A 13387-nucleotide genomic window follows, 5' to 3' on the forward strand; every position below is an offset into this window, starting at 1 on the left:
TAACAAAAAAAGCCGAGTAAATCACTCGACTTTTAGAAAATTATGCATTTTCATCTTCTGGGCGTTTTGTTGCAAATGTTTTAACATAAGGGGCACTTGTAAATATATTATTGCGGTCGACTCCATTAGTGTTTTCATTTTCATGGACAATTTTGTAGGTATTCGATGCTTTCCAGGCTTCAAATGAATGAGGACCAGTCCATTCAGCAAGCGCAATATAGGTTTCATCTTGCAATGGTCTTAGTAAACGAAAGGCGACCAGACCAGGTTCTTTTTCGATCGAGCGAATGGTATCTAAAAAGCGGTCTTCAAATAATTTTCGACTATCGCTTTTAACAGGGATATAATTCATGACGAAAAAGCCATGCTCGCCTAATTCGTTGATCTTCCCAAGAATTTCATAACTTCTCGGAGTCGTAAAGACACTTTTTTTGTCGGATTCATGGAGAAGAACTGTATTCCCTTCGCCATATAAAACAATCATATGTTCTTTTGAATATTTTTTTTGCAAGTTTTCCATAAATTCTGGTGTTCCAGAAGTTAAATATAAATACATAAGAATTCCTCCTATTGTAAATTCAGTAGAAAACATTCATGAATTCAATCCTGCATGAACCACTGTATGTGAAATTTACTTTATCCCGCTTTAACGGGCAGTAAGACCTCTCAAGATGTAGAGAGAAACGATGGGGGATCAACTGCCCGTAAAAGTCCGATTGGTTCGGGCCAACAAGATGTTGGTCACTCAGGTGTTGCCACAGGACGTGGCGCTTTTAACCTGAGTTCCTCTATTTTAGTGGGGGATGAAGAAAACCCCACTGATGGAGTTTCACTTTATTTCAGGTATATAACGAACTGTATAAATATTGCCAAAGAAAGTCAATAATAGTATATCCTTAAAATTAAAAAAAATCATAATTAGACACTTGTCAAAAAGATGTCATCATTTTATACATTTTTTTAACAATCAGATTGTTGAACTATACAACTCTTAAAGAAACGTCTATTATGAACAATGGATATGAATGTCGAATTAAGGATTTACTGAATTGATGAAAGGAAGGTTTACTGTTCATGGGAACATTTAATGATACGCTTTTACGCGCAGCACGAGGTGAAAGGACAGCCTACACACCAGTTTGGTATATGCGACAAGCAGGTCGTTCACAACCTGAATATCGTAAGATTAAAGAAAAATATTCATTAGAAGAAATAACACATCAGCCTGAATTATGTGCGTATGTGACCTATTTACCAGTACAAAATTACGGTGTGGATGCAGCAATTTTATACAAAGATATCGTTACACCACTGCATGGTATGGGAGTAGATGTGAAGATTAAAGGTGGACTAGGTCCTATTATTTCTAACCCTATTCGCTCGGCAAAGGATGTTAAAAATCTTCGTCAATTTGATCCAGAGGAACATGTTCCTTATGTACTAGATACGATTAAATTATTAACCGAAGAACAATTGGATGTTCCTTTGATCGGGTTTGCCGGAGCGCCTTTCACTTTAGCAAGTTACATGATTGAAGGCGGTCCTTCCAAAAACTATGCATTAACAAAATCATTTATGGTATCGCAACCAGAAGCTTGGTTTGTTTTAATGGATAAACTTGGAGACATGATTATTACTGATTTAAAAGCACAAATCAAAGCAGGTGCAAAAGCCTTTCAAATTTTCGATTCTTGGGTTGGTGCTTTAAGCCAACGTGATTACAGCATCTTTATCAAACCTGTTATGGTACGTATCTTTAATGAATTGAAAGATGAAGGCGTGCCGATGATTTTATTTGGCGTAGGTGCAAGTCACTTAGTATTAGATTGGCAGGATCTTCCTGTAGATGTTGTTGGATTGGATTGGCGTCTTCCTATTAAAGAAGCACGTGCAATAGGTGTGACAAAGCCTATTCAAGGAAATTTAGATCCTACATTATTATTAGCAGATTGGTCAATTCTTGAAGCTCGTGCAAAAGAAATTATCGATCAGGGCTTAGAAGTGCCAGGACATATTTTCAATTTGGGGCATGGAGTATTCCCATCTGTTGATCCAGAAGTTTTAAAACGATTAACATCATTTATACATGAATATAGTGCGAAAAAAATAAAGACGCATTCATAATACTTTCTGAGGTGATTTAAAATGAAAAAACAAATCGGACTATTAGTGATGGCGTACGGAACACCAAAAACCGATGATGATTTAATTCCTTACTATACACATATTCGTCACGGGCATCGCCCAAGTGATGAACATATTGAAGATTTGCGTAGACGCTATAAAGCAATTGGAGGAATCTCACCACTTGGTGAAACAACTGAAAAACAGGGGAAAGCATTAGAAGCACGTTTAAATGAAATACAAGATGAAGTTGAATATAAATTATATATTGGTTTAAAACATATTGCTCCTTTTATCGAAGAGGCAGTAGAACAAATGCATAAGGATGGTATTACAGAAGCGGTATCACTTGTTTTGGCACCACATTTTTCTTCTTTTTCAACAAAATCATATAATATTCGTGCGACGGATAAAGCAAAAGAGCTTGGTGATTTAACCATTCATACGATTGATAGTTGGTACAAGGAAGAAAAATATCTTCAATACTGGACAGAAAAAATTATTGCAGAATTTGACGCTATGTCTGATGAAGAACGCGAAACAGCATGCTTAATCGTATGTGCACATTCACTGCCAGAAAAAATTATTGCAATGGGTGACCCGTATGCAGATCAGTTACATGAAACAGCTGACATCCTTAAGCAACGTACTGGCGTAAAAAATATGGAATTTGGTTGGCAATCTGCTGGTCAAACAAAGGATCCATGGCTTGGTCCAGACGTTCAAGATTTAACTCGTGATTTATATCATCATAAGGGTTATCGTTCATTTGTTTATACACCGGTTGGCTTTGTAGCAGAACATTTAGAAGTCCTTTATGATAATGATTATGAATGTAAAACAGTATGTAAAGAACTAGGTGCAAAATACCATCGCCCTCCAATGCCAAATGACAACCCATTATTTATCGGTGCTTTGGCAGATGTTGTGCGAAAAACATTAGCTCATGCCTAATAGAAAGTGATGATTGATGTGACTGAACAAAAGCGAAGGGTTGCCGTTATCGGTGGTGGGATTACGGGCTTAACAGCTGCGTTCTATTTGCAACAACAGGCAAGGAATCAGAAGTTACCACTTGAGATCGTACTGATTGAAGCAACTCACAGACTAGGTGGTAAGATTCAAACATTACGAAAAAATGACTTTATCATGGAGCGGGGGCCAGATTTCTTTTTTGACAAAAATCAAGTAATTGAAGATTTATCAAGACAATTGGGTATTGCTGATCAGCTGATTAGCAATGTTCCTGGAAAAACTTATGTCGCTGTAAATAATCAACTTTCTGTTATACCAAAAGGTTCAGTTTTAGGAATTCCGACTGAAATTATTCCTTTTGCTAAGTCTGATGTTATCTCATGGAGCGGTAAATTTAGAGCTGTCTGCGATTTGCTATTACCTCCATCCAACATGCGTGAAGATCAGTCGTTAGGAGCGTTTTTGCGTAAACGATTTGGGGAGGAAATGGTTGAAAATTTGATCGAACCCGTGTTAACTAGAGCTTTTTTAGGTGATATTGATCAACTAAGCTTACATGAAATGCTTCCTAATTTAGCTGAGGTTTATAAGAAACACCGTAGTGTGATCAGGAGCATTCAAAAAGGTTCAGCCAAGCTAAAAGAGAGTAGTATGGATCGGACTTGTAGAACTTTAAGGGGCGGTTTAGAAAGCTTGATAACTGCTTTAGAGAAATCATTAGAAAGTGCCATTATTTACAAGGGTGTTCGGGTAGAAGGAATCTCAAAAGTTCAGAATCGTATGATGGTATTATTAAACAATCAAAATCCTATCCCTGTTGATGGGGTAATTGTCGCAACCTCACATCAAGCAGCGACGAAATTATTTGCACGGGAAGGAATTTTGAAAAGTTTGCTTGATATACCTGTCAATACATTTGCGACTGTATCAATGATATTTCCTAAAAACTCCATCAAGAGAAAGTTTGATGGGAATGGTTTTTTTGTATCTCGAAATAGTGAATATTCAATTACTGCTTGTTCCCTTATCCATCGAAAATGGCCACAGATGATACCTGAAAATTATGAAGTACTTAAAAGCTATGTTGGACGTACAGGTGATGAGTCCATTGTTGAGCTATCTGATTCAGAAATTGAAAAAGTTGTACTACAGGATTTGCAAAGTATTCTTAAAGTTGATGGAAAGCCCATTCATACAGTGGTGTCTCGTTTTAAAGATGCGATGCCAACTTATACAATAGGGCATCGAAAAAAGGTGGAACAGGCTAGAAAAGAATTACGTGAGTTATATCCGGCGATTTGTCTTGCCGGGAATTCTTACGAAGGTATTGGTCTTACCGATTGTATCTTACAGGGAGAAAATGCAGCGTCAGAAATTTTGGCATCGATTTTCCAAACGAAACAAGGGTGTTCCCAAAAGGGGATTTCTGCAAAATAACTTAGAACATTAAAAAGCACGAATGCTGTTTCCATCAACATTCGTGCCTTTTTGCTTTGGTACATAAAAATAAACAAGCGTATTTGTTTTGTTAGATTAACACTATTCTTTGTTCACAATCTCCCTAAATATATTTCATTAATATTTCACAAATACAAAGTAAAATAGAAAAGGGGTGATGCTTGTGAGTTGGAAAAAAATTTGGACTCTATTTATATTAAGTTTTGCAATGATCCTGGGAGGCTGTCAGGAAGCTACATATCCTGCAATCCCTGAAACGAAAGATTTTGTCGCATCCGTTAATATACAAGCACCATCAATCAGTTTTATCAATGAACAAGGAAAAGTATTTACAACGTGGAAATTAGAGGAAGGGTATACTGGTGCTACATTGATTCATCATCAATATGTACTGCTTTATGGGTTCCAACTAAAAAAAGCTGTTGTTTACAATTTATCGACAGGGAAACAGGTATACACAATTGATACAGGACTTGGTGTTACGAATGCTATTTATGATGAGAAAAATAAAAAAATCTATTTAGCGAACGGGAAAACCAATCGAGTCGAAATTTATAATGAACATGGAAAATTACTGAAGGATCAAAAAGTAGGCAATTATCCTATGTCAATGATGCTTTATAACAAACAACTATATGTTATCAATTATAAAGATACAACATTATCAATTTTGCAAGTCGATACATTAAAGCCGGTAAAAAATTGGACTATCGAAAAATCATCAAATGGTATGGTGATCGTTGAAAACAAACAACTCTGGATAGGAGGACATGGTGAGGGGATTAAACCAAATTCCACAGTCGATATTTTTGATCTAAACAATGGAAAGAAAATGTCGCAGATAAAATTACCGATGATGCCAGTTGGATTTGACAAAAACGATCATAAGGTCTATGTGATCAGTCATGGGGATAGTGCACTTTCGGAAGTAAGTTTTGATGGTAAAGTACTGCGTAAAACAGAAGTTGGTGCTAATCCATTTACTGTAAATCTATTTAAAGATTATGTAGTAGTGGCTGGTTATGACGATCATCATGTATATTTTTTGCAAAATGGTAAAATAGTTAAAAAGATCAATGTAGATAAAGGGCCTTTCCAATTGCTTGTAAGGGGGAAAGAAGAATGACGAAAATACTTATCGTAGACGATGAACAAGATATGAGAAATTTAATTGATGTGATGTTGCGCCAATCTGGATTTCAATCACTTCAAGCAAATGGAGGGCAAGAAGCACTTAAACTATTAAAAGAACAGCATGTGGATTTAGTGATTTTAGATGTCATGATGCCGCAAATGGATGGTTTTACCGTATGTAAGGAAATGAGAAAAGTTACTGCTGTACCGATTATTTTCTTGACAGCCAAGGATGCGAATGAGGACAAGGTAAAGGGACTAACGATGGGTGCTGACGATTATGTTGTAAAACCTTTTTCATCATCAGAGCTAGTAGCACGGATACAGGCTGTACTTCGTAGAACTGAAGGAGAAGTTATAGAAGAGCCTCAAAAAATGATTGTTAAGGGCCCCATTGAGCTAGACGATGTTTCGCGGAAAGTTTATGTACAAGGAAAGGTAATCCCATTAACGTTAAAGGAATTTGAGATTTTGCGTTTATTTATGAACAATGAAAACGTTGTTTATACGCGTGATCAACTATTAGAAATCATTTGGGACTTGCATTATAGCGGTGGTACAAGAACCGTTGATACACATATTAAAACTTTACGCTTGAAATTAGGTGATGAAGCGGGAAAGTTTATACAAACAGTTTGGGGATTGGGGTATCGATTTGAGGTTTCAAAATGAAGAAATTATCCACTAGAATTTGGACAGTAATTGTGGCTTTTTTAGCGCTTACCGTATTATTTATGTATGTTTTTACAGACTTCCTTTATGAAGGGCTTTATGTGAAAGACGCTGAAAATTCAATGGTTGAAATTGGCGAAAAGTTGTCAACAATGTATAAAGGCGGCAAAGTAACAGATGACTTCATCGCAAAGATTGAAAACTATAATGAGTACTCCAACATGAATGTCTTTGCAGTCCGAAATCCTAGAGAACTAAGTGCGTGTGTACCATTTGATATCGACTATGATACATTAATCGGCGCAGATGAAAGACAGCAACTTTTGAAGGGGAAAACGATTACCAAAAAAGGTTATGAGGAGCGCTTTGATCGTCAAGTGATCTCAGTGATTATTCCATTGACAGATCAACAGCGACTGGAAGGCATTATCTATATTTACTTCCCACTTGCCAAAATAACAGAAATGGCTTCAAAAGAAGTCTTTATCTTATTAGGCAGTGCAGCCATTTTTATTTTCTTGATCGGATTTGGTGTATTTAAAGGTATCAAGCATATTATGAAACCATTAAAAGAATTACAAAACGCAGCAGAAAAAATGGCGGAGGGGGATTATGAAACACGCGTTGAAGTGAAATCTAAAGATGAAATCGGTCAGCTCTCTCAAACTTTCAATAAAATGGCTACTTCGATTCAGCAAGAAGATGAAGCGCAGAAGCAATTTTTAGCTACTGTTTCCCATGAATTGCGAACACCGATTAGCTATGTGAAAGGATATGGTGAAGCATTGGAGCACGGTTTTATCGAAGAATCCAAAAAACAAGAAACCATATCTCTCATTGTCCGTGAAGCAAATCGATTAGAAAAATTAACAAATGAGCTATTACAGTTATCAAGAGCTGTCAATCAAACGGAATCCGTCACTTTATATCCGTTACCACTGGCTGAAACAATGCGGGAAGTTGTGCAAATTACAGAGCAACAAGCAAGTCGGAAAGCAATTCGTATACGTGCAGAAATTGATGAGGAAATTATTATTAATGCAGATGAGGAAAAAATAAAACAGATTTTGATCAATCTAATTGAAAACGCTCTTCGCTATTCTGAAGAAGGAACTGAAATGATTCTAAGCTCAAAGAGAGAAGAGAATATGGCCATTATTACAGTACAAGATCATGGTATGGGAATTCCAACTGAAGATTTACCGCATATAACTGAACGATTCTATCGAGTCAATAAAGCTCGTAGTAGAAGTGATGGTGGTAGCGGTCTAGGGCTATCTATTGTGGATCAACTTGTAAAATACCATAAAGGAATATGGCATATTAACAGCGAATTAGGTATCGGAACGACTGTGACGATACAAATACCAATATTAGAGGAGTTTTAGTCATGAAAAAAGTATTAATTAGTTTAGCGGTAGCGGCAGGGGTACTTGCAGGCTGTAACAATACAGATACATCTAAAACAGATGATTCGACATCGCAAAATGAAGGAACTACGGTTGAAGTAAAAGTAGATATCCAAACACCTGAAAAAGTAGAAGTTGGAAAAGACGTAAAATTGATTGCTCATGTGACACAAGGCGGAAAAAATGTAGATGATGCTGATGAAGTAAAATTTGAAGTTTGGGAATCAGGTGACCGTGATAATGGCAAAATGTTTGAAGGAAAATTAGACAAGGACGGTCTCTATCAGGCAACAACTAAATTTGATCATGATGGTGTTTATTATATGTATGCACATACAACAGCTCGAGGCTTACACACCATGCCGAAACAAAAAATCATTGCAGGAAATCCCGATATGAGCAAAGTTAAAAAAGACACGGATGATGGAAGCATGAATATGGATATGGACGATTCTGCAAAAGATGATCATTAATCGATAGAGTGAAATTTCATCTAGTCGGGAATTCCTTTCCTTATAGGATGTTAGTTGAACCAAACAGGTATATACAGGCAGTTGTTCTTCCATTTCTCTGGCTTTTATTGGATTTTTGAAGATGGGATATGATTGCCTGTTATTCGAGATAAAAATAACTTGCGACTAAAAAGTGATTAGTGTAAAATAAATGACCAGATGACCAAAAAGGTTTTTTGGTCATTTTTATAAGACGAAAGTGGGTGAGAACCAACATGGACCGGAAACAAGAGATTCTAGAAGCAGCATACAAATCCTTTTCCCTTTTTGGATACAAAGCAACAACAATGGATCAAGTAGCGAAAATCGCAAACGTTGGAAAAGGTACAATCTATACTTTTTTTGAAAATAAGGAAATCCTTTTTCAAGAAATTGTCCTTAGAATGATTTCTGAGATGATATTGGCAGCAGAAAAAGAAATTGTACCGAATTGTCCATTTCAAGAAAATGCACATAATGTTCTCATGAAAATCTTACAATTTAGAGAAGTACACCAACTTTATGCGAAATTAGTAGAAGAAGAAAAAGAACTTCGTACACCTACTGTTAAAACAATGTTGGCGCGTGTGGAAAAAGAAATTGTCTCCTATATTGCGGAAAAAATAAATATCGCTATCGATAAGAAAGAATTACGTCCCTGTGATTCAGAACTTGTAGCATATCTGTTATTTAAAGCGTATATTGGATTTGTAGCTGATTGGAGTGCAACGCATGATTCGGAATTATCCGAAGAAAGAATCGCAGCATTGTTTCGCAATACTATTTTAAGAGGTCTCTTACCATGAGTCTTTTTTTATAGAAAAATGACTGATTGACGAAATTAGTCATTTAGTTTTAAAGGAGGAGTAAATCGTGATTAAAGCAGAATGGAGCAAAATCTTTCATTCTAAAAAAATATTAGTTGCTATAATTGCTGTTTTATTTGTCCCTGTCATTTATGCTGGTATGTTCCTTTGGGCATTTTGGGATCCTTATGCACACTTAGATCAACTGCCAGTGGCTGTCGTCAATAATGACGAAGGTGCCACAATTGACGGTGAGAATAAGCAACTTGGTGACGATCTTATAAAGAATTTAATCGATAGCAAAGAATTTAAATTTAAAGAAGTATCGCAAAATAAAGGAAGTAAAGGATTGGAAAAGCGTGATTACTATATGGAAATTGTCATTCCAAAAGATTTTTCAAAAAATGCAAGTTCTATACTAGAAGACAATCCTGAACAAATGAAAATTATTTATAAACCAAATGAAGGCTATAACTTCTTAAGTGGGCAAATTGGTAATTCAGCAGTAGAATTGGTCCGCAAAGAGGTAAACAAACAAGTATCAGCAACTTATGCCGAAACATTATTCGCTAACATAAAGAAAATGGGGAATGGTTTCGGAGACGCCGCTGATGGTGCAGGTAAACTAGCAAATGGTGCTGGTAAGCTTGATAAAGGAGCCAATCAATTAAATGATGGTATTCAATCTGCCAAAGATGGTGCAACAAAGTTAGCGGATGGGGTAACATCAGCAGCAAAAGGCTCGAATGATTTAAAAAATGGTATTGATTCAGCGGCAACAGGGGCTGGTCAATTAAATGATGGAGCATCATCAGCAAAAACAGGCTCTGAAGATTTACAAAACGGTATCAAATCAGCTAAAAGCGGTTCCAGTCAATTACAAACAGGTTCAGCTGATTTAAAAAAGGGAACGGCAACGTTTGTTTCTGGACTTGAAGGGAATACAACGAAAATTAATGCATTAAATAATGGAGCGCAACAAATAAATACTAGCGTTGGTACATTAAGTGCTAGTTTAGGTAAATTGGCTCCGGGTGCCAGTCAAGTATCAGCAGGTGTTTCACAATTAGTTGATGGTTTAGGTGAAATGCCAAAACAAATTTCATCTTTACAAACGGGTGTTGCCAGTCTTAATAGTGGCGCAACTGATTTAACAAAAGGGACACAGTCGCTTGCAGCCGGAACAGAACAATTAATCACCCAAATTAAAGCGATGAATCTTCCAGAAGAGCAAGAAAAAGCATTACTTGCAACTGCAACAGCTATCAATACAGGCGCTGCTAATGTTAATGAAGGTGCAAACAAGCTAAGTGCTGGTACAACACAACTAAATCAAAGTGTTGCCAACATGAATGCACCTGCTTCAAAAGATTTAACAGATTTAAAAGAGGGCGCTGCGCAAGTATCGACAAATTTAGATAAGATGAATACATCTGTTGCCAACCAATTAGCCCCTGGAACAAAGCAATTGGCAGCAGGTACCAAAGAACTAGCTTCTAAATGGAGTGCTTCCGTAGAAGGTGCCAAAAAATTAGATGCGGGAGCTGGAAAATTAAATACAGGTCTTGTTTCGCTTAATGGTGGTTTAGGACAATTACAAAATGGATCTAGTCAATTAGCAACAGGTCTAGGCACATTAAGTAATGGTACTCAATTTCTAGTAACTGGTCTTGGACAATTACAAACAGGATCAGGACAACTAGCAACTGGCTTAAATACATTAAATAATGGAACACAATCATTAGTAAGTGGAGCCTCACAACTTGCGGATGGTTCAAAACAACTTGTGGATGGTACAACAGAATTGAAAAATGGAGCCGGCACGCTACAAGGAAAATTAGCAGATGCACATGATACAGCATCAAGTGTCAATGCAACCCAAAAAACATATGATATGGTCGGTGAGCCTGTTGATGTAGAGAAACAAGAAATCAACAAGGTACCAAACTATGGTACAGGATTTGCTCCATACTTTATCTCACTTGGCTTATTTGTAGGCGCATTATTAATCTCTATTGTATTCCCATTAGTGGAACCAGCGATAAAACCTAAAAATGGCTTCGCATGGTTTGCAAGCAAAACGGCTATATTAGCAGTGGTTGGTTTAATCCAATCATTAATCGTTGTTATAATCGCATTATTTGCCTTGAAAATCGAAGTTGCTAATGTGGGAGCATTTATCTTGATGGTATTAATCACAAGCTATGCATATCTAGCTTTGATCCAAGCGTTAGTTTCGCTATTTGATAATCCAGGACGATTCCTAGCTCTTGTTATTCTTATACTTCAACTAACGACAAGTGCAGGTACATTCCCATTAGAAGTGATACCGAAATTTTTACAAGGATTTAATAGATTCTTACCAATGACTTATTCAGTTCAAGGCTTCAAAGCGGCTATTTCAACAGGTGATATGGGCTTCTTTGGTATGAATAGTGGAATCTTATTCATATATATGGTCGTATTCTTAGGGATTAGCTGCGGCTATTTTGTATTACTTTATACAAAACGCCACTCAAGAGAAGCAGAAGCAAAATAATAAAAAAGATAAAATGGATTCGCTTATAAATTTGAGACCAGAAATTTTTCTGGTCTTTTTTTATCATTTAAGTTACTTGACATAATTTAATAACTAAAATAAAGTTAGTTACTAAAAGTAAGCTAAAAGAAGTCATTTTTTTGAGCGTTTTGAACATAGAATGTTTATAGAACAATCGTAAAAGAGAAAATAGAGGTGGGATATCATGGAGTTTGGCATATATACATTAGCTGATATTGAAACTAATCCACAAACTGGAAAAACAGTATCAGCCAAAAAACGAATTCAAGAAATACTAGCAGCGGCAAAATTGGCAGATGAACTAGGATTACAAATCGTTGGGGTTGGGGAACATCATCGTTTAGATTATGCGGTTTCTTCTGTCCCAGTTATACTAAGTGCTATTGCTCAGCAAACTAAAAATGTTCAGTTAATCAGTACTACAACTGTATTAAGTACAGTTGATCCAGTTCGATTATACGAAGATTTTGCAACATTAGATTTACTTTCTGATGGTCGTGCTGAAATCATGGCTGGTAGAGGGGCATTTATCGAATCTTTTCCTTTATTTGGCTACGACATCAAGCATTATGATGAATTGTTTGAAGAACATTTAGAGCTTTGGCAAAGATTAAATAAAGAAGAACGGCTCAGCTGGCACGGTAATTTTCGAGCACCATTAGAGAATGCAGAAATTTCTCCACGTGCAACAAAGGAAATCCCGACATGGATCGGTGTTGGGGAAACACTAGAAAGCGCGAGGAGAGCCGGACGATTTGGTACAGGTTTAGCACTTGTGATACTTGGTGGAAATCCACAGTACTTTCTTCCACTGATCGAAGCTTATAAACTAGAATTTATCGCTGCAAAACATCCAATAGAAAACTATAAAGTGGCTATAACTGGTCATGGCTTTTTTGCGGAGGATGGTCAAAAAGCTCGTGATGAATTTTATGCTTATTATAGAAACTATTGGGGAAATGTCAATAAACAACACGGTATGGCTTTTCATATGGATCGTGAAGATTTTGAAAAGGCGACGAGTCCCAACACACCGCTATTTGTAGGAAGTCCAGATGAGATCGTTGAGAAAATCCTGAAACAACATGAGTTATTTGAACATACTAGGTTTTTAGCACAATTAGACATTGGAGGACAGCCATTTGAAACGGTTGCTCGGTCTATTGAATTATTAGCGTTAGAAATTATGCCGAAAGTCAATCAATATATAAAATAATTCAGTTTGTAGTTTGGGAGAAAATAATCTCTCTTTAATGATGTATTAGCCATTGTATCAACTTTGTGAACATCCTCTAGCTTAAAAATTTGTTCTTATTATAGGTCTCGGCTATATAGGAAATTGCTAATGATTGTTATCAAACACAACTTTCATACTTAGTGAGCACATAAAAAAGCGGAAAGAGTTGTTCAGGCTCTTCCCGCTTTTTTGTGTAAGCGATTTACTTATAAGTTCATCATCTGCGGTTCAGACAGTGATGAGGAGTGAGTAATCAACTAAATGGATTTTTTATGAAACATTTAGGAAAAGATTAAAGGCTGTTACAATGCTCGCAAGTGTTAGTGTAGCACTCACTTTGTTCTTCGATTTTTTCACCACATTCTGAACAGTGTTTGTCAGGTAAGTTTTTGAAAAACTCGACAACATTTTCTAACACAGAGAATCCCTCCTTGTTGGTTCTGTTATATTACTGTTTCTTTATTGTGTATTGTATTATAACACGAACACATATGTCAATACAAAATTTCAATTTTAAGTTA

At 36.4% G+C, this 13387-nt stretch carries 12 protein-coding genes; 10 read left to right on the forward strand and 2 right to left on the reverse strand.

Features of this window, described 5'->3' with window-relative positions:
- Positions 1–40: 40 nt before the first annotated feature.
- The gene (locus tag FEU33_RS00595; RefSeq protein WP_146547527.1) at positions 41–556 is read right to left on the reverse strand and encodes an antibiotic biosynthesis monooxygenase family protein; all 516 of its coding nucleotides are present in this window, start codon (positions 554–556) and stop codon (positions 41–43) included.
- A gap of 518 nt (positions 557–1074) precedes the next feature.
- On the opposite strand from FEU33_RS00595, the gene hemE reads away from it, so the two are divergent.
- The 10 genes from hemE (at position 1075) to FEU33_RS00645 (ending at position 12845) form a co-directional block, all read left to right on the forward strand.
- Positions 1075–2124 (forward strand): uroporphyrinogen decarboxylase, encoded by a 1050-nt coding sequence (hemE, locus tag FEU33_RS00600; protein ID WP_146547528.1) that lies wholly within the window; start codon positions 1075–1077, stop codon positions 2122–2124.
- 21 nt (positions 2125–2145) lie between these two features.
- Positions 2146–3078 carry a ferrochelatase gene (gene hemH / locus FEU33_RS00605; RefSeq protein ID WP_146547529.1) on the forward strand — a complete coding sequence of 311 codons (933 nt, stop codon included), beginning with the start codon at positions 2146–2148 and terminating at the stop codon, positions 3076–3078.
- Between the two features lie 18 nt (positions 3079–3096).
- Complete coding sequence (hemG, locus tag FEU33_RS00610; RefSeq protein ID WP_146547530.1) at positions 3097–4536, forward strand: protoporphyrinogen oxidase; 1440 nt, start codon at positions 3097–3099, stop codon at positions 4534–4536.
- A gap of 184 nt (positions 4537–4720) precedes the next feature.
- Positions 4721–5683: a YncE family protein gene (locus tag FEU33_RS00615; protein WP_146547531.1), complete on the forward strand. Its 963-nt coding sequence runs from the start codon at positions 4721–4723 to the stop codon at positions 5681–5683.
- Positions 5680–6363 carry a response regulator transcription factor gene (locus FEU33_RS00620; protein WP_146547532.1) on the forward strand — a complete coding sequence of 228 codons (684 nt, stop codon included), beginning with the start codon at positions 5680–5682 and terminating at the stop codon, positions 6361–6363. The genes FEU33_RS00615 and FEU33_RS00620 overlap by 4 nt, the downstream gene beginning before the upstream one ends.
- The gene (locus FEU33_RS00625) at positions 6360–7751 is read left to right on the forward strand and encodes a sensor histidine kinase (RefSeq protein ID WP_146547533.1); all 1392 of its coding nucleotides are present in this window, start codon (positions 6360–6362) and stop codon (positions 7749–7751) included. The genes FEU33_RS00620 and FEU33_RS00625 overlap by 4 nt, the downstream gene beginning before the upstream one ends.
- A gap of 2 nt (positions 7752–7753) precedes the next feature.
- Entirely contained in the window at positions 7754–8245 is a 492-nt protein-coding gene (locus tag FEU33_RS00630) for a FixH family protein (protein WP_146547534.1), read from the forward strand.
- 254 nt (positions 8246–8499) lie between these two features.
- Positions 8500–9069 carry a TetR/AcrR family transcriptional regulator gene (locus FEU33_RS00635; RefSeq protein WP_146547535.1) on the forward strand — a complete coding sequence of 190 codons (570 nt, stop codon included), beginning with the start codon at positions 8500–8502 and terminating at the stop codon, positions 9067–9069.
- A 67-nt stretch (positions 9070–9136) separates the two neighbouring features.
- Complete coding sequence (locus tag FEU33_RS00640) at positions 9137–11608, forward strand: YhgE/Pip family protein (protein ID WP_146547536.1); 2472 nt, start codon at positions 9137–9139, stop codon at positions 11606–11608.
- Positions 11609–11813: 205 nt separating this feature from the next.
- Positions 11814–12845: an LLM class flavin-dependent oxidoreductase gene (locus tag FEU33_RS00645; RefSeq protein ID WP_146547537.1), complete on the forward strand. Its 1032-nt coding sequence runs from the start codon at positions 11814–11816 to the stop codon at positions 12843–12845.
- Between the two features lie 313 nt (positions 12846–13158).
- Here FEU33_RS00645 and yhfH read toward each other — a convergent pair whose 3' ends face one another.
- Positions 13159–13284, reverse strand: coding sequence for a protein YhfH (gene yhfH / locus FEU33_RS00650; protein ID WP_146547538.1), 126 nt, complete (start codon positions 13282–13284; stop codon positions 13159–13161).
- Between the last annotated feature and the right edge of the window lie 103 nt (positions 13285–13387).

Source organism: Rummeliibacillus suwonensis, from assembly GCF_007896435.1.
Taxonomy (GTDB): Bacteria; Bacillota; Bacilli; order Bacillales_A; family Planococcaceae; genus Rummeliibacillus; species Rummeliibacillus suwonensis.